The sequence below is a fragment of the Streptomyces sp. CBMA123 genome, from assembly GCF_014596465.1.
GTDB lineage: Bacteria > Actinomycetota > Actinomycetes > Streptomycetales > Streptomycetaceae > Kitasatospora.
In genome coordinates, this window is the sequence record NZ_MECK01000059.1 from 1 (window position 1) to 21,321 (window position 21,321).

General features: G+C 74.0%; 18 protein-coding genes. 12 read left to right on the forward strand and 6 right to left on the reverse strand.

Translation table 11 applies throughout. The features are described 5' to 3' along the window. Together BG452_RS46970 and BG452_RS09760 are read left to right on the forward strand one after the other, a co-directional pair. On the forward strand, positions 1-1,502 hold a 1,502-nt coding region (locus BG452_RS46970; RefSeq protein WP_188303824.1), incomplete at its 5' end, for a restriction endonuclease. Positions 1,503-1,863: 361 nt separating this feature from the next. After that, on the forward strand, positions 1,864-2,628 hold the full coding sequence (locus BG452_RS09760) for a ZIP family metal transporter (RefSeq protein WP_188303825.1): 765 nt from the start codon (positions 1,864-1,866) through the stop codon (positions 2,626-2,628). A gap of 30 nt (positions 2,629-2,658) precedes the next feature. Here the strand turns inward: BG452_RS09760 and BG452_RS09765 are convergent, their stop codons facing one another. After that, complete coding sequence (locus BG452_RS09765) at positions 2,659-3,564, reverse strand: LysR family transcriptional regulator (RefSeq protein WP_188303826.1); 906 nt, start codon at positions 3,562-3,564, stop codon at positions 2,659-2,661. Between the two features lie 109 nt (positions 3,565-3,673). On the opposite strand from BG452_RS09765, the gene BG452_RS09770 reads away from it, so the two are divergent. Then, entirely contained in the window at positions 3,674-4,615 is a 942-nt protein-coding gene (locus BG452_RS09770; protein ID WP_188303840.1) for an EamA family transporter, read from the forward strand. Here the strand turns inward: BG452_RS09770 and BG452_RS09775 are convergent. Beyond that, a complete protein-coding gene (locus BG452_RS09775; protein ID WP_223241996.1) occupies positions 4,506-5,051 on the reverse strand; it encodes a MarR family winged helix-turn-helix transcriptional regulator in 546 nt (181 codons plus the stop codon). The genes BG452_RS09770 and BG452_RS09775 overlap by 110 nt on opposite strands. A 165-nt stretch (positions 5,052-5,216) precedes the next feature. On the opposite strand from BG452_RS09775, the gene BG452_RS09780 reads away from it, so the two are divergent. Then, positions 5,217-5,600, forward strand: a complete 384-nt coding sequence (locus BG452_RS09780; RefSeq protein WP_188303827.1) for a DUF2218 domain-containing protein — start codon at positions 5,217-5,219, stop codon at positions 5,598-5,600. 5 nt (positions 5,601-5,605) lie between these two features. Here the strand turns inward: BG452_RS09780 and BG452_RS09785 are convergent, their stop codons facing one another. Together BG452_RS09785 and gabT are read right to left on the reverse strand one after the other, a co-directional pair. Further along, entirely contained in the window at positions 5,606-6,247 is a 642-nt protein-coding gene (locus tag BG452_RS09785; RefSeq protein WP_188303828.1) for a phosphatase PAP2 family protein, read from the reverse strand. A 468-nt stretch (positions 6,248-6,715) separates the two neighbouring features. Then, positions 6,716-8,056 carry a 4-aminobutyrate--2-oxoglutarate transaminase gene (gene gabT, locus BG452_RS09790; RefSeq protein WP_188303829.1) on the reverse strand — a complete coding sequence of 447 codons (1,341 nt, stop codon included), beginning with the start codon at positions 8,054-8,056 and terminating at the stop codon, positions 6,716-6,718. A 241-nt stretch (positions 8,057-8,297) separates the two neighbouring features. On the opposite strand from gabT, the gene BG452_RS46975 reads away from it, so the two are divergent. The 3 genes from BG452_RS46975 (at position 8,298) to BG452_RS09805 (ending at position 13,697) form a co-directional block, all read left to right on the forward strand. After that, the gene (locus BG452_RS46975; protein ID WP_188303830.1) at positions 8,298-10,388 is read left to right on the forward strand and encodes an ATP-binding protein; all 2,091 of its coding nucleotides are present in this window, start codon (positions 8,298-8,300) and stop codon (positions 10,386-10,388) included. Between the two features lie 155 nt (positions 10,389-10,543). Continuing rightward, positions 10,544-12,109 (forward strand): PucR family transcriptional regulator, encoded by a 1,566-nt coding sequence (locus BG452_RS09800; RefSeq protein WP_188303831.1) that lies wholly within the window; start codon positions 10,544-10,546, stop codon positions 12,107-12,109. A gap of 145 nt (positions 12,110-12,254) precedes the next feature. Beyond that, positions 12,255-13,697: an aldehyde dehydrogenase family protein gene (locus BG452_RS09805; protein WP_188303832.1), complete on the forward strand. Its 1,443-nt coding sequence runs from the start codon at positions 12,255-12,257 to the stop codon at positions 13,695-13,697. 55 nt (positions 13,698-13,752) lie between these two features. On the opposite strand, the gene BG452_RS09810 is transcribed toward BG452_RS09805, so the two are convergent. After that, complete coding sequence (locus BG452_RS09810) at positions 13,753-14,421, reverse strand: NAD(P)-binding oxidoreductase (RefSeq protein WP_188303833.1); 669 nt, start codon at positions 14,419-14,421, stop codon at positions 13,753-13,755. A gap of 69 nt (positions 14,422-14,490) precedes the next feature. On the opposite strand from BG452_RS09810, the gene dxr reads away from it, so the two are divergent. The 5 genes from dxr to BG452_RS09835 all read left to right on the forward strand — a co-directional run bounded on the left by dxr (position 14,491) and on the right by BG452_RS09835 (position 20,170). After that, positions 14,491-15,720, forward strand: a complete 1,230-nt coding sequence (gene dxr / locus BG452_RS09815) for a 1-deoxy-D-xylulose-5-phosphate reductoisomerase (RefSeq protein WP_188303834.1) — start codon at positions 14,491-14,493, stop codon at positions 15,718-15,720. 117 nt (positions 15,721-15,837) lie between these two features. Further along, on the forward strand, positions 15,838-17,142 hold the full coding sequence (locus BG452_RS09820; protein WP_188303835.1) for a M50 family metallopeptidase: 1,305 nt from the start codon (positions 15,838-15,840) through the stop codon (positions 17,140-17,142). A 145-nt stretch (positions 17,143-17,287) separates the two neighbouring features. Beyond that, positions 17,288-18,448, forward strand: a complete 1,161-nt coding sequence (gene ispG / locus BG452_RS09825; RefSeq protein ID WP_188303836.1) for a flavodoxin-dependent (E)-4-hydroxy-3-methylbut-2-enyl-diphosphate synthase — start codon at positions 17,288-17,290, stop codon at positions 18,446-18,448. A gap of 193 nt (positions 18,449-18,641) precedes the next feature. Further along, entirely contained in the window at positions 18,642-19,517 is an 876-nt protein-coding gene (locus tag BG452_RS09830) for a GNAT family N-acetyltransferase (protein ID WP_188303841.1), read from the forward strand. Between the two features lie 110 nt (positions 19,518-19,627). Beyond that, a complete protein-coding gene (locus BG452_RS09835) occupies positions 19,628-20,170 on the forward strand; it encodes a GNAT family N-acetyltransferase (protein ID WP_188303837.1) in 543 nt (180 codons plus the stop codon). Positions 20,171-20,216: 46 nt separating this feature from the next. On the opposite strand, the gene BG452_RS09840 is transcribed toward BG452_RS09835, so the two are convergent. Continuing rightward, positions 20,217-21,140 carry an aminoglycoside phosphotransferase family protein gene (locus tag BG452_RS09840; protein WP_188303838.1) on the reverse strand — a complete coding sequence of 308 codons (924 nt, stop codon included), beginning with the start codon at positions 21,138-21,140 and terminating at the stop codon, positions 20,217-20,219. Between the last annotated feature and the right edge of the window lie 181 nt (positions 21,141-21,321).

Below are 21,321 nucleotides of genomic sequence, written 5' to 3' on the forward strand. Positions count from 1 at the left end.
GTCGGCGAAGCCGGGGCCCGGGCCCCGGCTTCGCCGACCCCGACGAGGCCGTCGCGGCCCACGCCCGAGCCGCCGCCCTCACCCACCACCGAACGCTCACCGTCCAGGCCGAACACGACCGGCTGGCCGACCTGCTGCGGCGGGCCGCCCTGCCCGTCTCGGCGATGGACTTCGAGAGCCAGCTGCGCCACTACGAGCCCCGCCCCTACCCGGCCGACGGCCCGGACGGCGCCGAGGGGACCGAGCCCCGCTGGGAGGACTTCGCCCCCGCCGGGCCGGCCGCCGCCGACCCGGAGAGCGGCCCGTCCCGCCGCCTGCTGGACTCCGGCTACCAGCGCGAACTCGCCCAGGCCCGGCTCACCCACCAGCGCGCCCTGCGCGAGTGGCGCACCCGCCGGGCCGAGGCCGGCAGCCCGGCCGCCGGGGAGTCCCGGCGCGCCCACGAGGCGGCCGAGGAGGCCCGGGCCCGCGCCGTGCGCGAGTACAACGAGAGCCTGGAGGAGTGCCGGCGCGCCTACCGGCTGGCCGAGCCGGCCGCCGTGGAGTCGCTGCTGGAACGGGCGCTGGCCGCCGCCGAGACGGCGACCCAGGACCTGCCGGCCCCCTGCCGGGCGATCTTCCGCCCGCTCACCCGCACCGCCGTGCTGGACCTCGACCTGCCCCCGCTCGACCTGGTGCCCTCGCTCACCGGCTACCGGCTGGCCCCCGAGGGCGACATCCACCCGGTGCCGCGCCCGCCCGCGGACCGGGCCACCGACTACCTGCGGCTGGTCGCCCGGCTCGCCCTGCGCTCCCTGCAGGCCGCCGACGCCGTGGACACCGACGAGATACTCGCCGGTGTCGTCCTCAACGGCTGGCTGCGCGATCCCGGGGCGGCCGAGCCGCTCTGCCTGCTCAGCGTGGACGCCGACCGCGACGCGCTGGCCCGCACCCGACTGCTGCCGCCGGAGACCCCGTACGAGGAACGCGACGACGAGGGCGTCTACGCCGACGCCGAGCGGGACGAGGCCCTGGTCCGCCTGCGCCAGCTCGGTGCCGCCGTCACCCCGGACCCGTACGCCCGGGCCGCCGTCCAGCCGTTCGCCCGGGCGGGCGCCACCGTCCCGGCCGCGCCCGACCTGTCCGCCAACGAGTTCGCCCAGCTGGTGCGCGACCTGCTCACCCGGGGCGGGCTCGCCGAGTGGAGCGTACGGCTGCGCGGTCCGGCCGGGCTGGTCGCCACCGGGGAGGGCGGACCGGGTAGCGCGCTGCCGGGCCGCTGGGTGGTCTGGGCCTCCCGGGACACTGCGGAGGTCACCGTGGAGCAGATCGAGACCCTGGCCGAGGCGGTCCGCGAGGAGTCCGCCGAGCGCGGCCTGCGGCTGACCACCGGCTGCTTCGCCGAGGAGGCGCTGGACCTCACCGCCGAGGAGAGCCACCGGCACATCCACCTGATCGACGGCGACGGCGTCCGCGAACTCGCCCGCACCCACCTCGGCCTGCCGCTCGCCGCCGGCCGCTGACCGGCCCCGACCCGCTGAGGCCTGCTCCGATCCACGCCGATCGACTCCGATCGACTCCCATCCACTCCGACCACGGATTTCACCCCGACGGCCCACCCGGCGGGCGTCCCTCCGTACCCGGACCAAGGCTGAGGGGACCGGGTCGGCGGGACGGCGGCCGAGGAACGGTCCGGTCAGCGGCACCCCCGGGCGATCAGCATCGAACGGGCGTCCGGTACGGTCGGCGGTCGGCCCGGCCACGGGCGGACCCCAGGGGGAGAGGAATGGGCAGAGCGCTCGGCAGACCACACGGCGGCCCCGGCCGTCCGGCCGGACCGGCAGACCCGACCGGACCGGCCGACCCGACGGCGGAGGCGGCCCGATGACCGCCGTCCTGGTTGCCGCCGGGGCGTTCCTGATGACGCTGATCGGCGGCTTCGTCGCCCAGCGCACCGGCGACCGCCGCCACCTGGTACTCGGCTTCGCCGCCGGACTGATGCTCGGAGTGGTCGCCTTCGACCTGCTGCCCGAGGCCATCCACCAGGCGCCCGGCGAGGTGCACGGCGTGCCCCAGGCGCTGCTGATGTTCGCGGGCGGCTTCCTCGCCATCCACGTGATCGAGCGCGCCGTCGCCATCCACCGCGGCCACGAGGGCGAGTACGCCGAGCACACCCACGGCCACCAGCACGGCCACGCCCACGGCTCCGGACGCCAGGGCGTCGGCCTGACCGCCGCGCTGGCCCTGGTCGGGCACAGCGTGATGGACGGCTTCGCGATCGGCGCCGCCTTCCAGGCCGGCAGCACCGTCGGCACCGTGGTGGCCATCGCGGTGGTCGCGCACGACTTCGCCGACGGCTTCAACACGTACACGATCACCCGGCTGTACGGGAACAACCGGCGCCGGGCGCTGACCCTGCTCGCGGCCGACGCGCTGGCCCCGATCTCCGGCGCCGCGATCACCCTGGCCTTCACCATCCCGGAGCACCTGCTCGGCCTCTACCTGGGCTTCTTCTCCGGCTTCCTGCTCTACCTGGCGACCTCGGACATCCTCCCCGAGGCGCACAGCCCGCACCCTTCGCGCAGCACCCTGCTGTGCACCCTCGCCGGGGTCGGCTTCATGTGGCTGGTCATCGGCCTGGCCAACTAGGCCCTGTCCGGCAGATCGGCCGACCAGGGCCTAGACCGGCAGGGAGCTCCAGCAGTCCCGCATCGCCGCCAGTGCCTCGGTGATCGCCGGCCGCCGGGAGGCCTGGGAGCGCCAGAGTGCGAACACCCGCCGGCTCGGCTGCGAGGCGACCGGGCGGGCCGCCACCCCGGCCGGCAGCGGGCCCCGGCCGAGCCGGGGCACCACGGCCATCCCCAGTCCGGCCGCGACCAGGGCGATCTGGGTCTCGAAGTCGCCGACCTGGTAGAGCACGTCCGGCTCCTCACCGGCCTCGCGCAGGGTGCGGACCAGCCAGTCGTGGCAGATGTTGCCCGGCGGGACGCTGATCCAGCGCTGTCCGCACAGCCGCTCCACCGGCACCGCGTCCAGCGCCGCCAGCTCGTCCCCGGCGGGCAGCACCAGGTCCACCGGGTCCGTCCCGAGGTCCAGCCGGGAGACCCCCTCCTGCACCGGCAGCGGTACGGTCGGCCAGTCCTGGACCAGCGCCAGGTCCACTTCACCGCGCGCCACCAGCTCCGCCGCCGGGTACGGGTCGCTCTCCAGCAGCCGTACGTCCAGCTCCGGGCAGCGCTGCCGCAGTTCGGCCAGTACCCCGGGCATCAGCCCGCGCGCCCCGGTCGCGAAGGAGGCCACCAGCAGCCGCCCGACCGCCCGGCCGCGCTGTTCCTCCAGCCGCACCTCGGCCTGCTCCACCAGCCCCAGGACGGTCCGCGCGGTGGCGGCCAGCTCCCGCGCCGCGTCGGTCAGCACCACACCCCGGCCCTGGCGCTCCAGCAGCACCGTGCGGGTCTCCCGCTCCAGCTTGGCGATCTGCTGGGAGACCGCCGAAGGCGTGAACCCGAGCGCGATCGCCGCCCCGCCGACCGAGCCGTGCACCGCCACCGCGTGCAGCGCCCGCAGGCGCCCGAGATCCATCATGCAGTGATACTAAAGTGTCCGCTTCAGTAATCATCGCTGGTGCTACACGTTCCCGCGCCGCCATGCTCGACCCATGACCGCGACACCCGCCGCTCCGGCCGGCTCGACCATGCGCCCCCGTCACATCGCCCTGGCCGTCCTGGTGGCCGCCGTCTGGGGCCTCAACTTCGTCCTCATCCACGTCGGCCTGGACAGCTTCCCGCCGCTGCTCTTCTGCGCCCTGCGGTTCGCCGTGGTCGCCGTGCCGGCGGTCTTCTTCGTCGGCCCGCCCAAGGTGGCCTGGCGCTGGGTGCTGGCGGTCGGCCTGGTCCTCGGGGTGGTCAAGTTCGGGCTGCTCTTCCTCGGCATGCACGCCGGGATGCCGGCCGGCCTCTCCTCCCTGGTGCTCCAGGGCCAGGCCGGCTTCACCGCGGTGTTCGCCGCCGTCCTGCTGCGCGAGCGCCCCGGCCGACGGCGACTGCTCGGCCTGGCGCTGGCCTTCGCGGGCATCGCCCTGAGCGCCGCCGACCAGGGCCTGGGCGGCCCGTTCGAGGCCTTCGTGCTGGTGGTGCTGGCGGCCGTCGCCTGGGGCCTGTCCAACGTGCTCACCCGCAAGGCCGCACCGCCGGACGCGCTGCGCTGGATGGTCTGGGTCAGCGCCGTCCCGCCGCTGCCGCTGCTGGGCCTGTCCCTGCTGGTCGAGGGCCCGGACGCGGACCTGCGCGCGCTGCGCGGGATGACCCTCGGCGGGCTCGGCGTGATCGGCTACGTCGGGCTGCTCTCCACCCTGTTCGGCTTCGTCGCCTGGAGCTACCTGCTGCGCCGCTACGACGCCACCGCCGTCGCCCCCTACTCGCTGCTGGTGCCGGTGTTCGGGATGTCCTCGGCCTGGCTGCTGCTCGGCGAGCGGGTCACCCCGGCGGCCGCCGCGGCGGCCCTGCTGGTGATCGCCGGGATCGGGATCACCGCGCTGCGCCCGGGGGCGCCGTCCGCGCCGGCGGCCCGGCCGCGAGGAAGCGGGCCTCGGCCGCGCGCAGCACTCGCAGCAGCACCTCCTCGTCCCCGGGGCTGACCTCGCCGAAGTACTCCTGCGCCACCTCGTCCCGGACCTGCCCGATCCGCTCCACCGCCGCGCGCCCGGCCTCGGTCAGCAGGATCCGTACGGCCCGCCGGTCCGCCGGGTCGGGGCGGCGCTCGACCAGGCCGGCCTCCTCCAGCGCGTCGACCACCGTGGTGGCCGAGCGCGGGGCGATGTGCAGCTGGTCGGCGAGGTCGCTCAGCCGCATCGCGTGGTCCGGCGTCTCGCAGCCGGGCACATGGGCGAGCGTGCGCAGGGCCCGGGCCTGGCCGGGGGTGATGCCGTACGGCTCCAGCCGCCAGCCGGTCTGTCGGCGGATCCGCTTGATCGCCCTGGTCATCGCGTCTGCGAGTTCGGCGGCGGTGCCGGGGGCGTCGGGCCGGGGACCGGGGGAGGAGTCAGCCGGATCGTCGGTCGGCGTGGTGGTCATCGGAGGTCTCCTCGGCTGGCGTCGGCCCAAGCGTATCGGCCGTTCCGGGCGGGCGGCCGACCGTGGGAAGTGCTCGGAGAAATATGTTGAGCTTAGCTCAGCATCTACGTTACGGTGCTCCCAGGTGAGGGCACCCTAAGTCCCCTCCGCGTCCTTGGAGCACCCATGCCCGTTTCCACCGCCCGCGTCGCCACCGACCGCCCCGCCCGCTACGCCAAGCAGCTCGCCGCCCACATGAGCCGACGGATCGAGACCTCCTTCTCCCCGGAGACCGGCCGCGGCACCCTGGTCTTCCGCGCCGGCACCGCCACCCTGGAGGCCCAGCCGGACGCGCTGCTGCTCACCGTCGAGGGCGAGCGCGAGGACCTGCCCACCCTGGAGGACGTCGTCGGCCGCCACCTCGTCCGCTTCGGCGCCCGCGACGAACTCGTCGTCGCGTGGCACCGCGACAACGGCGAGGCCGGCCTCGTCCACCGCAACGAGGAGGACGCCCCCGAGGGGGACGCCACCGGGGAGGGCACCAACGGGGAAACCGCCACCGAGGCCTGAAGCCCTCAGGCGCCCGGCCGGGGCAGCCACCGGTCGAGCGCCCACAGCACCAGGGCGGCCAGGCACCAGCTGGCCACCACGTCCAGCACCCAGTGGTAGTCGCTCCACACCAGCCCCGCGCCCACCCCGAGCGCCAGCACCACCGCGCCCGCGGCCAGCCCCCGGGCCGTCCACCGCCCCGCCGCCCGCGTCAGCAGCAGCGCCGCCACACCGTAGGAGAACGTCGCCGTCGCGGTGTGCCCGGACGGGTACCAACCCCACTGCCCCGGTGCCAGCCGGTCCCCGAGCGGGCCCAGCCGGGCGAACGCCGCCTTCGCTGGGACCACCAGCAGCGGGATCAGCACCGCGGTCGCCGCGGCCACCGGCAACGGCAGCCACCAGCGCGCCGCCCCCGCCCGGCGCCACCACCAGGCGGCCAGGCCCCCGGCCGCCAGCAGCACCGGCACGGCCGGCACCCCGCCGCCCAGGTCCGACAACAGCCGGCCCAGCTGGTCGAGCAGGGCGCTCGGATGCTCGTGGTGGAAGGACCGGACGGCCGCGCGGACCGAACGGTCCAAGCCGAGCAGCGGCCCGTCCACCGCCACCTGCCAGGACACCACCAGCAGCAGCACCGCCGCCACCACCGGCACCACCACCGACCGGGCCACCCGGCCCGGGACAGCGGACAGCCGCCCCGGAGCAGGGGGGAGAGCTCCGGGGCGGCTCTGATGATCGCCGTTCCGTGCGCCCCGGGGGGTGTGGGTCGGACGGTCGGTCGATCGGCCTTCGGTGTGTGCCGGCCCTTGCGGGACGGCCTGGTTGTCCTCGCGACGCCCGCGCGGACCCACCCCTCGGGGAGGCTCCGCGGACGGCTCCGCCAATGGCTGGGGCTCGCTGTCCATCTGTGATGACACTACGTCAACCACCCTTCCGCGCCGAGCGCCTTCAGCGATTCCGCACATCATCTTCACCCCGCCCGGGACCGCCTCCGGACGCCCCGGACGGCCGTGCGAACGGGCCCCGGAGGGCCCCGGCGAAACCGAACGGCCCGCGAGGACCAGAGGTCCCCACGGGCCGTTCAGCGCTGTCCGGACATCCCTCCGGAGGGGGTTTCACGACCTGGTGGACGACACCGCTCAGACGGCGGCGAACGCGGCCTCCAGGATGTCCAGGCCCTCGGTCAGCAGGTGCTCCGGCATGACCAGCGGCGGCAGGAAGCGCAGTACGTTGCCGTAGGTGCCGGCGGTCAGCACGACCAGGCCCTCGGCGTGGCACGCCTTGGCGATCGCCGCGGTGGCCTCCGCGTTCGCCTCCTTGCCGCCCGCCTTCACCAGCTCGACGGCGACCATCGCGCCGCGGCCGCGGACCTCACCGATGATGTCGAACTTCTCCTGCATCGAGCGCAGCCGGCCCAGCATGATCTCGCCGATCCGCTGCGCCTTGCCGACGAGGTCCTGCTCCTTCATGGTCTCGATGGCGCCCAGCGCGGCGGCGCACGCCACCGGGTTGCCGCCGTAGGTGCCGCCCAGGCCGCCCGCGTGCGCGGCGTCCATGATCTCGGCGCGACCGGTCACCGCGGCCAGCGGCAGGCCGCCGGCGATGCCCTTGGCGGTGGTGATCAGGTCCGGGACGATGCCCTCGTCCTCACACGCGAACCACTGGCCGGTCCGGCAGAAACCGGTCTGGATCTCGTCGGCGACGAACACGATCCCGTTCGCCTTCGCGTACTCCACGATGGCCGGCAGGAAGCCCTTGGCCGGCTCGATGAAGCCGCCCTCGCCCTGGATCGGCTCGATGATGATCGCGGCGACGTTCTCCGCGCCGATCTGCTTGTTGATCATGTCGATCGCCTGCGCGGCGGCCTCGGCGGCGCAGTTCTCCGCGCCGGTCAGCCAGCGGTACGGGTAGGCGACCGGCACCCGGTGGATCTCCGGGGCGAACGGACCGAAGCCCTGCTTGTACGGCATGTTCTTCGCCGTCAGGCCCATGGTCAGGTTGGTGCGGCCGTGGTAGCCGTGGTCGAACACCACGACGGCGGTGCGCTTGGTGTAGGCACGGGCGATCTTCACCGCGTTCTCGACCGCCTCGGCGCCCGAGTTGAACAGCGCCGTGCGCTTCTCGTGGTCACCCGGGGTCAGCTCGTTCAGCTGCTCGGCGACGGCCACGTAACCCTCGTACGGGGTCACCATGAAGCAGGTGTGGGTGAAGGCGGCCAGCTGCTCGCTGGCCTTGGCCACCACGGCCTCGGCGCTGTTGCCGACGTTGGTCACGGCGATGCCGGAACCGAAGTCGATCAGCGAGTTGCCGTCCACGTCCTCCAGGACGCCGCCGTTGGCACGGGTGATGTACACCGGCAGGGTGGTGCCGACGCCGGCCGCCACCGCACCCAGCTTGCGGGCCTGCAGCTCCTGCGACTTCGGACCCGGGATCGCGGTGACCAGACGGCGCTCCTGCGGGAGCGGCGTTACGGCGCTCATGGGGTATCTCCAGACTTCTCGGCTCGGTGCTTCGCAGGCTACGGCCGCCCTCCCCGACCGGGCATGCGCCACTCGGTAGCACTGCGCCGTCCGACTTGTCCGGCACGGCCAGCACGGGCGCCACGACTACCCGCAGACCCCGCTCCACTACCCTGAGCGCGGGCGTGTCGCCGGTACGGCGGCATGGGTATGGCGGCACCGACGGCGGTCGGGCCGGGCGGGCGAGGGAGCGGGGCCGTACATGGCACAGGACGGGTCACACCACCACGTCGAACACACCACCACCAGACCCCCGACCCCCCTGCCCCACCAACGGCCCGCCACAGCACCCGGCGGGGCCTTCGACCTCGCCGCCTGGGCCACCGCCCCGCGCCCTGAGGCCGAACCTGGCGTCTACCGGCTCGGCTACCGCCGCATCGACCCGGAACGGGCGGAGGCGGCCCGGGTCCCGACCTGGCCGCTGCTGCTGCGGGCGGCGCTCAACGCGGTGGTGGGGTGGTTCGCGTACCTCTACGGCACGCAGCTCCTGATGTACGTGCTCGTCTGGTTCGGCGGACAGACGGGCATCGGACCGCTCGCCTCGCCCTCCGAGTCCGAGGCCATGTTCACTCTGCTGGTGGCCAACGCCCTGGTGATCGGCGTGGTCATCAAGATCTTCGGCCGGATGGGCCGCTGGCCCGAGGTCTGGCGCCGCTACGTCGCCCCGCTGCTGTCGCGGACGGTGACTCAGGAGGACCCCGTCGAGGAGGCCGGGCCGGTGGCGGAGGCGGCCCGCGGGGTGGACCCGTGGGAGGGGCTGCGCCGGGGCGGGGCGGTCGAGGCGGCGGCGCGGCTGGACGCGGAGGCGGTCGGCGACGTCGACTACGTGCGGATCCAGCGGGCCTGGGAGTCCGCGCAGGCGGACCCGGCGTTCGTGCCCGCCTTCACCGAGCAGGTGGCCGCCCGTGGCGCGGCGGCCTTCGCCCACCCGTCCGAGGTGCGTGAGCTGCCCGGGCGGGTGCGGCGGCACGATCTGCTGCTCGGCCAGGTCTGCCTCGGTGTGGCGCAGGACGTGCCGAAGAACCCGTTGAGCCACCGGGCGGCGGACTTCGCGCTGGACCCGGCGGTGCTGGGCACCTCGCTGCTGGCGGTGGGCCCGGCCGGGACGGGGAAGACGGCGCGGCTGGCCCGGCCGGTGGCGGAGGCGCTGTGCCTGCAGGCGCTGGCCGGTACCGCGTGCGCGGTGGTGGTCGGCGCCTCGGACGCCGACCTCGGCCCGGACGCCTGGTACGACGTGGTGATCGCGCCCGGCGACCCGGCCTCGGTGTACGGGCTGGACCTCTACGGTGCGGCGCGGGACCCGGACGAGGCCGCGGCCCGGCTGGCCGACGCGCTGCTGCCGGACGAGCTGACCGCGCGGGCGGAGAACGCGCGGACGGCGCTGCAGCAGGTGGTGGGCCCGTTCCACGCCGCGTTCGGCCGCTACCCGGGGGTGCGCGAGCTGCGGGCGCTGCTGGGTGGTGACCCGGACGCGCTGGCGGCGTTGGTGAAGGCGCTGGGGGTGGCGGGCCGGCTGGCCGCGTACGAGCGGGACCTGGAGTACCGGGAGCGGCAGCGCGGCCGGGCGGACGATCCGGGGTCGCTGTTGGCGGACCGGCTGGGGCTGTTGGAGCGGCCCGCCTTCGAGGGGGCCTTCGCGACGGACGGGACGGGCCGTCCGCCGTTCGCGATGCGGGTGCTGGACCACCCGTTGCGGGTGCGGGTGAAGCTGCCGGAGCGCAGTCACCCGGAGGTGGCCCGGATGCTGTCGCGGCTGGTGGTGGGGCAGTTCGTGCAGGCGGCCGGGGCGCGTGCGGACCGCTCGCTGTTCGCGGGACTGGTGGTGGATGACGCCTCGGCCGCACTGGACGCCGGTTCCGTCCGGGGCCTGCAGCGGATGCGCGGGGCGAACGCGGGTGCGGTGCTGCTGCTGCGCACCCTGGTGGACCTGCCGGAGGCGTTGCGGGCACCGCTGTTCGGCGCGGTCGGCTGCCGGGTGGCCTTCCCCGGGATCGCGCCGTGGGACGGACGGCTGTTCTCGGAGGCCTGGGGGACGCACCTGGTGCAGGAGACCGCGGTGACCCACACCCCCGACACCTCCGGCGGGGTGATGCGGCGGGCCGGGCGGTTGGGGCGGAAGGCGTTGTCGGGGACGACGGCGCAGACGGAGTCGGTGACGACGCGGGATGTGGAGCGGCTGCGGTGGTCGCCGTCGGATCTGGCGCACGCGTTGCCGGCCGGGCACGCGGTGGTGTCGTTGACGGCGGTGTCGGGGGAGCAGGTGCCGCCGTTGCTGGTGGACCTGCGGGGGTGAGCCGGCGGGGCGGGAGGGAAGTCGCCTCCGAGGTGGATTCGGCAGTGCCGGTTGTCCGGGGCGTCCATAATGAAGGGGAGTGACCCTCACCAGTCCCACTGCCCTCTCCTCGCCCGGCCGCAACGGCGCGGTCAGGTCGACCCCCCGAAGGTGCCATGCCCCCCACACTCGCCTCCGTCGTCCGCAACAGTTCGCTCCACTTGACGGTGCTCGCCGGTGCGGACCACCTGGAGCGGCCGGTCCGCTGGGTGCACACCAGTGAGCTGGACGACCCGACGCCGTTCCTGGAGGGTGGCGAGCTGTTGCTCACCACCGGTATCAAGCTGGGCCGTACGGCGGCGCAGCTGCAGGCGTACGTGCACCGGCTGGCCGATGCGGGGGTGGTCGGGCTGGGTCTGGGGGTGGGGTTGTCGCACACCGAGGTGCCGCAGCCGCTGGTGGACGCGGCGCAGCAGCGGGGGCTGCCGTTGCTGCGGGTGCCGGAGCCGACGCCGTTCATCGCGATCAGCAAGGTGGTGTCGGCGGCGCTGGCCGCGGAGCAGTACGAGGCGGTGACGACCAGTTTCGAGGCGCAGGAGGAGCTGACCCGGGCGGCGCTGGGCAAGGACGGCACGACGGCGGTGGTGCGTCGGCTGGCGGCCCGGCTGGGGGGCTGGGCGGCGCTGTACGACGGGTCGGGCGCGCTGTCGGTGGTGGCGCCGGACTGGGCGGCGCGCCGGGCGGGGCGGCTGGCGGCGGAGGTGGACCGGCTGCGGCGGCGGCCGGCGCCGTCGAGTGCGGCCTTGCAGGGGCGGTCGCCGGGGATAGACACGGCGGACGAGGACTACGTGGTGGTCCAGTCGCTGGGGGCGGACCGGCGGGCCCGGGGCTTCCTGGCGGTCGGGACCGAGGACCGGATCACGCCGACCGAGCGGTACGTGCTGAACGCGGCGGTGGCGTTGCTGACGCTCACCCTGGAGCGGTCGCGCGAGCTGCGGCAGGCCGAGGAGCGGATGGGCGCGGCGCTGCTGCGGATGGTGCTGGCGGGTGAGGTGGCGACGGCCCGGCAGGTGGCGCTGGGGCTGTTCGGCGGGATGCCGGAGGGGACGATACGGGTTCTGGTGGCCGGGGCGGGGCCGAACGCGGACGCCGCGGAGGCGCTGGTGGAGCTGGGGGACCGGGCCGAGCAGGCGGGTGCCCGGGTGGGCGAGAAGCTGCTGGTGGCGCGGGAGGAGGGGGCGCACGGGCCGCGGCTGATGGTGTTGGCGCTGGACAACGGCGCGGTGCACCGGGCCTGTCTGGGCGTGGTGGAGGAGCACGAGGGCCTGTCGCTGGGTGTTTCGGCGCCGGCCGCGCTGGAGGAGGCCGGTACGGCGTACGCCCAGGCGGAGCGGGCGCTGGCGGTGGCGCTGCGGGGTGGCCGTCGTTCGGTGGACCACGAGGAGGTCGGCGCGGGTTCGCTGCTGCCGCTGCTCGGGGAGGAGGCGGTGACGGCGTTCGCGGAGGGGCTGCTGCGGCCGTTGCGCGAGCACGACCGGACGGCCCGCGGTGACCTGGTGGCCTCGTTGCGGGCGTGGTTGTCCCGGCACGGGCAGTGGGACGCGGCGGCGGCGGACCTGGGGGTGCACCGGCACACGCTGCGGTACCGGATGCGGCGGGTCGAGGAGCTGCTGGGCCGTTCGCTGGACGACACGGACGTGCGGATGGAGCTGTGGCTGGCGCTGCGCTCGGGCGAGGAGTAGGACGGCCGGCTGGACGCGGTGGAGTGGCCCCGGGGCGGAACACTCCTGGTCGGCCAATCCGGTCGGCCCGCCGTCGCCCCTACTCTCGGGTTTCGGGTCCCACGCCCGTGGGCCGTACGACGACGAGGAGAGGGCCGGTACCACCGTGACCACCACGTACGATTTCTGGCTTGCCGGCCGCCGGGCGAGCGGTGACGCCGACTTCGAGGTGCACAACAGCTGGGACGGCCGTCTGGTCGGCAAGGTCAGCGTTCCGACCGAGGCGCAGGTCGAGGAGGCGCTGGACGCCGCCGTGGCCGCGCTGCCGGTGTTCGCCGCCACTCCGGCGCACCAGCGGGCCGCCGCCCTGGACCACGTGGCCAAGCGGCTGACCGAGCGCACCGAGGAGCTCGCCCAGCTGATCACCGCCGAGAACGGCAAGCCGATCAAGTGGGCCCGCGGTGAGGTCGGCCGGGCGGTGTCGGTCTTCCGCTGGGCCGCCGAGGAGGCGCGCCGCACCAACGGCGAGACGATGCGGCTGGACACCGACCCGGGCGGCGTGGGCCGTTTCGCGGTGGTGCGCCGCTTCCCGCGCGGTGTGGTGCTGGGGATCGCCCCGTTCAACTTCCCGCTGAACCTGGTCGCCCACAAGGTCGCCCCGGCGATCGCGGTCGGTGCCCCGATCATCCTCAAGCCGGCGCCGGCGACCCCGCTGTCGGCGATGGTGCTGGGCGAGATCCTGGCCGAGACGGACCTGCCGGTCGGTTCCTGGTCGATCCTGACCGTGCCGAACGACCGGATGCCGGCCCTGGTGCAGGACGCCCGGGTGCCGGTGATCTCCTTCACCGGTTCGGACAAGGTCGGCTACCAGATCATGGACTCGGTGCCGCGCAAGCACACCACCCTGGAGCTGGGCGGCAACGCCGCGGCCGTGGTGCTCGCCGACTGGTCCTCGGAGGCCGACCTGGACTGGGCGGCGACCCGGATCGCGATGTTCGCCAACTACCAGGGCGGCCAGTCCTGCATCTCGGTGCAGCGGGTGATCGCCGACGCGTCGGTGTACGACGCGCTGGTGGAGAAGGTCGTGGCCAAGGTCGGGGCGCAGGTCACCGGTGACCCGAACGACGACGCGACGGACGTCGGCCCGCTGGTCGACGAGAACGCCGCGAAGCGGGTGGAGTCCTGGGTGGACGACGCGGTCGCCAAGGGCGCCAAGGTGCTCGCCGGTGGGACCCGCGAGGGCGCGACCTACGCGCCGACCGTGCTGGCGGAGCTGCCGGCCGACGCGATCCTGGCCAAGGCCGAGGTGTTCGGCCCGGTGCTGTCGCTGCACCGGGTGGAGGGCGTGGAGGAGGCCTTCGCGGCCGTCAACGACTCGCCGTTCGGCCTCCAGGCGGGCGTGTTCACCCACGACCTGCAGACCGCCTTCCGGGCCCACCGGGAGCTGGAGGTCGGCGGTGTGATCATCGGCGACGCGCCGTCCTACCGGGCCGACCAGATGCCGTACGGCGGCGTCAAGGACTCCGGTGTCGGCCGTGAGGGCGTCAAGTACGCGATGGGCGACTACACCGTCGAGAAGGTCATGGTCCTGACCGGCCTCGACCTCTGAGCGCCTGACCGACGGAGGGCCCGGTCCGTGCTGGACCGGGCCCTCCGGCGTGTGGTCAGCCGTCGTGCCCGGCCGCGACGGCGACGGCCTCCGTGATGGTGGCGTTCCCGGCGATCAGCTCCAGGGTCTGCCCGGCGGTGCCGGGCTCGTGCAGCAGCGCGGCCAGCACGGCGGCCACGTCGGCCCGGTCGACCGTGCCGCGGCCGACCGAGGGGGCGAGCCGGACCAGGCCGCCGCCGGGGCCGTCGGTGAGCTGCCCGGGGCGCAGCACCGTCCATTCGAGTGAGGTGCGGGCGCGGATGGCGTCGTCGGCGGCGCCCTTGGCTCGCAGGTAGGTCTCGAAGACCTGGTCGGCGGGGTAGTGGGCGGCCGCGTCGGCGCCCATCGAGGAGACCATCAGGTAGCGCCGGACCCCGGCGAGTTCGGCGGCGTCGGCGAGCAGGACGGCCGCGTCGCGGTCGACGGTGATCTTGCGGGCGGCGCCGCTGCCCGGGCCGGCGCCGGCCGCGAAGACCACGGCGTCGGTGTCGGCGAGCAGGGCGGCGAGCTGCGGGGCGGTGGCGGACTCCAGGTCGAGCAGCAGCGGCTCGGCGCCGGCGTCGACGAGGTCCTGGGCCTGTTCGGGGCGGCGGATGATCCCGGCCGGTCGGTCGCCGCGGTCGGCGAGCAGCCGTTCGAGCTTCAGCGCGATCTGTCCGTGGCCTCCGGCGATGACGGTACGCATGGCTTCGACGGTAGCCCGGGCGGTGCCCGGTCGTCCTGGGCGAGGTCTCGGACAGGACACAATGGGCGCATGACTTCGCTCGCCCACCCGCAGCTGCGCTTCACGCCCACCGTGGCGGACCCTTCCGGCCCCCGGGAGCTGGTGATCCTCGGTTCCACCGGTTCGATCGGCACCCAGGCCATCGACGTCGTGCTCCGCAACCCGGACCGGTTCCGGGTGGTCGCCCTGTCGGCGGCCGGCGGCCGGGTGGAGCTGCTGGCGGAGCAGGCGCTGCGGCTGGGCGTGCACACCGTGGCGGTGGCCGATCCGGCGGCCGGGCCGGCGCTGCGCGAGGCGCTGGCGGCGAAGGCGGCGGGGCGTGCGCTGCCGGCCGTGCTGGTGGGCCCGGACGCGGCGACCGAGCTGGCCGCGCTGGAGTGCCACTCGGTGCTGAACGGCATCACCGGTTCGATCGGCCTGCGGCCGACGCTGGCCGCGCTGCGGGCGGGCCGGGTGCTGGTGCTGGCCAACAAGGAGTCCCTGATCGTCGGCGGTCCGCTGGTGAAGGCGGTGGCGAAGCCGGGCCAGATCGTGCCGGTGGACTCCGAGCACGCGGCGCTGTTCCAGGCGCTGGCCGGCGGCACCCGGGCGGAGGTCCGCAAGCTGGTGGTGACGGCGAGCGGCGGCCCGTTCCGGACCCGGACCCGGGAGCAGCTGGCCGGGGTGACCCCGCAGGAAGCGCTGGCGCACCCGACCTGGGCGATGGGCCCGGTCGTCACGATCAACTCGGCGACGCTGGTCAACAAGGGCCTGGAGGTGATCGAGGCGCACCTGCTGTACGACGTGCCCTTCGACCGGATCGAGGTCGTGGTCCATCCGCAGTCGGTGGTGCACTCGATGGTGGAGTTCACCGACGGTTCGACGCTGGCGCAGGCCAGCCCGCCGGACATGCGGATGCCGATCGCGCTGGGTCTGGGCTGGCCGGACCGGGTGCCGGAGGCCGCTCCCGGCTGTGACTGGACCAAGGCGGCGACCTGGGAGTTCTTCCCGCTGGACGACGAGGCGTTCCCGGCCGTGGAGCTGGCCCGTGAGGTGGGCACTCTGGGCGGAACGGCTCCGGCGGTGTTCAATGCCGCGAACGAGGAGTGCGTGGAGGCCTTCCTGAAGGGCCGCCTCGCCTTCACCGGGATCGTGGACACTGTTGCCAAGGTCGTGGCGGAGCATGGGACTCCTGGTTCGGGAACTTCCCTGACCGTCGAGGACGTCCTGCACGCGGAGGACTGGGCGCGCGCCCGGGCCCGCGAGCTGGCGGCGGGCTGACGGCGGGCTGACGGCCCGCGATTGCGGCGGCGGTGCCCGGTACGACGGGGATCGCGGCACGACACGGCGTGCGGTACGACGAGACGATGAGCGGAGCGGCATGACGGAGGACCAGCGGTGGCAACGGTTTTGACGGTGGTCGGCATCCTGGTCTTCGTGGTCGGGCTGCTCGTCTCGATCGCCTGGCACGAGCTCGGCCACCTCTCCACGGCCAAACTGTTCGGCATCCGGGTGCCGCAGTACATGGTCGGCTTCGGCCCGACCATCTGGTCGCGCCGGAAGGGTGAGACCGAGTACGGCATCAAGGCGATCCCGTTCGGCGGGTACATCCGGATGATCGGGATGTTCCCGCCGGGCGAGGACGGCCGGATCACCAAGCGCAGCAGTTCGCCCTGGCGGACCATGATCGAGGATGCCCGTGAGGCCTCCTACGAGGAGCTCCAGGAGGGCGACGAGAACCGGCTGTTCTACACCCGCAAGCCCTGGAAGCGGGTCATCGTCATGTTCGCCGGGCCGTTCATGAACCTGGTCCTGGCATTCGGGCTGTTCCTGACGGTGATGATGGGCTTCGGCGTCTCCATGGCGGTGCCGACCATCGGCTCGGTCGCCCAGTGCGTGGTCAAGGCCGGGCAGCCCACCGACACCTGCCCCACGGACGCGCCCCCGACCCCGGCCAACGAGGTGGGCCTGCGCCAGGGCGACAAGGTGCTCTCCTTCGACGGCGACCGGATCCGCGACTACGACCAGCTCCAGGCGGACATCCGGAAGTCGGCCGGCAAGCAGGTGGCGATCGTCGTGGAGCGCGGCGGTCAGCGGCTCACCTTCACGCCCACCATCGCCGTCAACGACGTGCAGAAGTACGACGGCAACGGCGTGCCGGTGAAGGGCCAGACCGTCCAGGCCGGGTTCCTCGGCTTCACTCCGAAGAGCGACACCGTCCAGCTCGGCTTCGGGCAGTCGGTCGACCGGATGTACGACATGGCCGAGAACGGGGTGAAGTCGCTGGCCGCCCTCCCGGGCAAGATCCCCGGTCTGTGGGACGCCGTCGTGGGCAATGCCCCGCGCGACCCGGACTCGCCGATCGGCATGGTCGGCGCCGCCCGGGTCAGCGGCGAGGTGTTCTCGCTGCACGAGTCGGCCGCCCAGCGGGTCGCGATCTTCGTGAACCTGCTGGCCGGCATCAACCTGTCGCTCTTCCTGTTCAACATGCTGCCGCTGCTGCCGCTGGACGGCGGCCACATCGCCGGCGCGGTCTGGGAGTCGGTCCGGCGCCGCTTCGCACAGCTGTTCCGGCGGCCCGATCCGGGCCCGTTCGACGTCGCCAAGCTGATGCCGGTCGCGTACGTCGTGGCCAGCATCTTCATCGGCTTCACCCTGCTGGTGATGGTGGCCGACCTGGTGAACCCGGTGAAGATCGGCTAGGGCGTTCGGGTACGGCGGGTGTGCTGGGCGCCCGGACCGTGCCGTACCGTGGAGGCCGGGTGCGCGATAGTCCGCGCGCCCGGCCTCGGCCGTCCCAACGGCCGGGCGGTCGACCCACACCTCAACCCCGGGGAACCCTGCGCACATGACCGCGATCTCGCTCGGTATTCCGTCCCTGCCGCTCAAGCCGCTCGCCAAGCGCCGCTACTCCCGGCAGATCATGGTCGGCAACGTGCCGGTCGGCGGCGACGCCCCCGTCTCGGTCCAGTCCATGACCACCACGGTCACCTCGGACATCAACGCCACGCTGCAGCAGATCGCCCAGCTCACCGCGTCCGGCTGCCAGATCGTCCGCGTCGCCGTCCCCTCCCAGGACGACGCCGACGCGCTGCCGATCATCGCCAAGAAGTCGCAGATCCCGGTCATCGCCGACATCCACTTCCAGCCGAAGTACGTCTTCGCCGCGATCGACGCCGGCTGTGCGGCGGTGCGCGTCAACCCCGGCAACATCAAGGCCTTCGACGACAAGGTCGGCGAGATCGCCAAGGCCGCCAAGGACGCCGGGGTGCCGATCCGGATCGGCGTCAACGCCGGCTCGCTCGACAAGCGGCTGCTGGAGAAGTACGGCAAGGCCACCCCGGAGGCGCTGGTCGAGTCCGCGCTGTGGGAGTGCTCGCTGTTCGAGGAGCACGACTTCCGCGACATCAAGATCTCGGTCAAGCACAACGACCCGGTCGTGATGATCCAGGCCTACCGTCAGCTCGCCGCCGCCTGCGACTACCCGCTGCACCTGGGCGTCACCGAGGCCGGACCGGCCTTCCAGGGCACCATCAAGTCCGCGGTCGCCTTCGGTGCGCTGCTCGCCGAGGGCATCGGCGACACCATCCGGGTCTCGCTGTCGGCCCCGCCGGCCGAGGAGATCAAGGTCGGCAACCAGATCCTGGAGTCGCTCGGGCTGCGCCAGCGCGGGCTGGAGATCGTCTCCTGCCCGTCCTGCGGCCGCGCCCAGGTCGACGTCTACAAGCTCGCGGAGGAGGTCACCGCCGGGCTGGAGGGCATGGAGGTGCCGCTGCGGGTCGCCGTCATGGGCTGCGTGGTGAACGGGCCGGGCGAGGCCCGCGAGGCCGACCTCGGGGTCGCCTCCGGCAACGGCAAGGGGCAGATCTTCGTCAAGGGGCAGGTGATCAAGACCGTCCCCGAGTCGAAGATCGTCGAGACCCTGATCGAGGAGGCGCTCAAGCTCGCCGAGCAGATGCAGGAAGAGGGCGTCGAGGCCGGTTCGCCGACCGTCGTCGCCGCGGACTGACCACGGGGCGGTCACGGCGCGGGGCGACCGCGGGTGACCGCCGGGCGGTCCGGACGCGACCGCAGTGAGTCTTCCGGAGGCGGGGCCGTCCGTTCGCGGGCGGCCCCGCGGCCGTAGCCGGGTGGGGCCGCGGAGTAGGGTGCGGCCAGAGTCGTCTCAGTGAGGTGCTGTCTCGATGATCGATCGAGGTGTGATGCTCCCCAGCTCCTTCCAGGCCGCCCGGGCGCTGGCCACCACCCGTGTGCTGGAACCGCCGGACCTCGCGGACGCGCTGGAGATCCTCCACCGCGACCCGGTCGCCAACGCCTTCGTCGCCACCCGGGTCGAGGCCGTCGGGCTGGACCCGTGGCGGCTCGGCGGGGAGATGTGGGGCTGGTACGGCGGGGACGGCGTCCTCGACGCCCTCTGCTACGCCGGGGCGAACCTCGTCCTGGTCAACGCCGGGCCGCAGGCCGTCGCGGCCTTCGCGGAGCGGGCCCGGCGGCAGGGCCGGCGCTGCTCCTCGATCGTCGGACCGGCCGGGGCGACCGCCGCCTTCTGGGCACTGCTGGAGCGGAGTTGGGGACCGGCACGTGAAGTCCGGGGCCACCAGCCGCTGTTGGCGACCTCCTCGCCGTCGGCGGAGATCGCGCCCGACCCGCTGGTGCGGAGGGTGCGGCACAGCGAGGTGGAGGCGCTGATGCCCGCCTGCGTGGCGATGTTCACCGAGGAGGTCGGAGTCTCGCCGCTGGCGGGGGACGGCGGGCTGCTCTACCAGGCCCGGGTGGCCGAACTCGTCACCGGCGGGCGGTCGTTCGCGCGCTTCGCCGAGGACGGACAGGTGGTCTTCAAGGCCGAGGTCGGGGCGGTGACCGAGGGGGCCTGCCAGATCCAGGGGGTCTGGGTGGCGCCGGAGTACCGGGGCCAGGGACTGTCCGAGACCGGGATGGCGGCGGTGCTGGAGGTCGCGCTGCGGGAGGTGGCGCCGGTGGTCTCGCTGTACGTCAACGACTACAACCTGCGGGCGCGGGCGGCTTACCGGCGGGTGGGGTTCCGGGAGGTCGGGGCGTTCATGAGCGTGCTGTTCTGAGCGTGTTCGGGGGCAGGGCGGCGTTGTGGCGCGGTTCGCCGCTCTTCCGCCGGTTGTCGGGTTGGGATCTTCGGCCGCGCCGCGGGGCGGCTGGTAGTAACGTCCGGAGCATGGATCAGCTGACCGGGGTGACGATCGAGGCCATCGACCTTGAGGCCTGGGCGCCCCAGGCGCTGGAGGTCCAGGCGGTGGCGTTCGGGCTCACGCCCGAGGAGGTCGCGGTACGGCTGCACATCGTGGGGCGGCACGCCCGCCAGCCCGGGGTGATCGCGTTCGGGGCGATGAGCGAGGGGCGGCTGGTCGGGTTCGGGTACGGGATGCCGAACCAGCGGGAGCACTGGTGGAGCACCGTCATCGAGCCGTACCTGACCTCCCGGGGGTACGGGGACTGGCTGGACGGGGTGTTCGCGATCACCGAACTGCACGTGCTGCCGGAGTTCCAGGGGCAGGGCGTGGGCTCGCGGTTGATCCGGCTCCTGTGCGAGGGGTCGGGGCTGGAGCGCAGCATCCTGTCGGCGATCGACGCGGAGACGCCGGCCCGGCGGCTCTACCGGGCGCTGGGGTACCAGGACCTGGCCCGTGCGGTGCGCTTCCCGGCGACGGACCGGTTGTACGCGGTGATGGGGGCGGGGCTGCCGTTGCGGCGGCTCTAGCCGCGCTCGGGTTCCGGGTTTTTCTGTTCCGGGTTCCGGGCTCTGTTCAGAGGTGGCCGGCGAACTCCAGGTGGAGTTCGGCGTCTTCGCGGCGGCCCGTGGTCAGGGCGCGCAGAGCCAGGTCGACGGCGCGGAAGAGGGTCCAGCCGCGCAGGCGGTCCCGGTCGACGTCGACGGCCTCGGCGAGTTGGTGGAGCCGGCGGCGGACGGCGGCGGGGGCGCCGGGGGAGCCGATCAGGGTGTCCGCGCGGTCCAGGGCGAGCCGGGCCAGGTCGTAGGCGCGTTCGCCGGTCAGTGGGCGGGGGTCGATCGCCAGCCAGGGGGCGCGGTCGGCGGCGAGGACGTTGCCGTGGTGGAAGTCGCCGTGCAGCAGGAAGGTTTCGGCCGCGTCGCCGGCCAGGGCTTCGGCGGTGGCCAGCGCCTCGTCGGCGAGGGGCTGCGCGGCGGCCGCGACGGGGTGGGCGCGGTGGCCTTCGAGACGGGCGGCGGTGTCCGCGACCCGGTCGGCGAGCGTGGGCAGGACGGCCCCGGCGGGCGGCTCCACCCAGAGGCGGTGCAGCAGGCTGGTGGCCTCCAGCATGGCCTTGGGCTCGGCGAGGGAACGCAGCGGGATCGAGCCGTGCAGGCGCTCCAGCAGCAGGACGCCCTCGGCGGGGTCGGCGTCCAGGAGGAGCACGGCGCCGCGGCCGGCCCAGTGGGTGAGGGCGGTGTGCTCGTGGGCGGTCTCGGGGGTGACCAGGCCGGCCTTGAGGACGGCGGGGGAGAGGTCGTCGCGGTGGACGTAGACGATCAGGCTGAGGCTGCCGCCAGGGTCCAGGGTGCGTTCGAGGGTGAGGTTCCAGCGGGTCAGGTGGGAGGTGGCCGTGGCCGGCAGGGCGGCGAGCCACTGGCGGCCCTTTTCGCCGTGGGTGGCGGTGACGGTGGTGGTGAGCCAGGTGGGGGCGGTGAGGGTTGGTGCGGATCCCGACATGGGTCCATTGTCGGCGAGGTGGGGGGTTCTGGGGTGGTCGGGGGGCTCTCGGGAGGGTGGGTGGGTGCCGGGGGCGGCTCCGGGGGTGGCCGCTCCGGGGGCTGGGTGATTTTCCGACTGCCGACCCTCATCGCGGGGGGTTGAGACCGTTGGCAGTCTGAAAATCACCCGTCACGCCCCT

Coding starts and splice junctions, on each gene's coding strand:
- ispG (WP_188303836.1), top strand. CDS start 17,288: ATGACCGCGATCTCGCTCGGTATTCCGTCCCTGCCGCTCAAGCCGCTC.
- gabT (WP_188303829.1), bottom strand. CDS start 8,056: ATGAGCGCCGTAACGCCGCTCCCGCAGGAGCGCCGTCTGGTCACCGCG.
- BG452_RS09835 (WP_188303837.1), top strand. CDS start 19,628: ATGGATCAGCTGACCGGGGTGACGATCGAGGCCATCGACCTTGAGGCC.
- BG452_RS09775 (WP_223241996.1), bottom strand. CDS start 5,051: ATGACCACCACGCCGACCGACGATCCGGCTGACTCCTCCCCCGGTCCC.
- BG452_RS09840 (WP_188303838.1), bottom strand. CDS start 21,140: ATGTCGGGATCCGCACCAACCCTCACCGCCCCCACCTGGCTCACCACC.
- BG452_RS09780 (WP_188303827.1), top strand. CDS start 5,217: ATGCCCGTTTCCACCGCCCGCGTCGCCACCGACCGCCCCGCCCGCTAC.
- BG452_RS09765 (WP_188303826.1), bottom strand. CDS start 3,564: ATGATGGATCTCGGGCGCCTGCGGGCGCTGCACGCGGTGGCGGTGCAC.
- dxr (WP_188303834.1), top strand. CDS start 14,491: ATGACTTCGCTCGCCCACCCGCAGCTGCGCTTCACGCCCACCGTGGCG.
- BG452_RS46975 (WP_188303830.1), top strand. CDS start 8,298: ATGGCACAGGACGGGTCACACCACCACGTCGAACACACCACCACCAGA.
- BG452_RS09800 (WP_188303831.1), top strand. CDS start 10,544: ATGCCCCCCACACTCGCCTCCGTCGTCCGCAACAGTTCGCTCCACTTG.
- BG452_RS09770 (WP_188303840.1), top strand. CDS start 3,674: ATGCGCCCCCGTCACATCGCCCTGGCCGTCCTGGTGGCCGCCGTCTGG.
- BG452_RS09830 (WP_188303841.1), top strand. CDS start 18,642: ATGCTCCCCAGCTCCTTCCAGGCCGCCCGGGCGCTGGCCACCACCCGT.
- BG452_RS09760 (WP_188303825.1), top strand. CDS start 1,864: ATGACCGCCGTCCTGGTTGCCGCCGGGGCGTTCCTGATGACGCTGATC.
- BG452_RS09810 (WP_188303833.1), bottom strand. CDS start 14,421: ATGCGTACCGTCATCGCCGGAGGCCACGGACAGATCGCGCTGAAGCTC.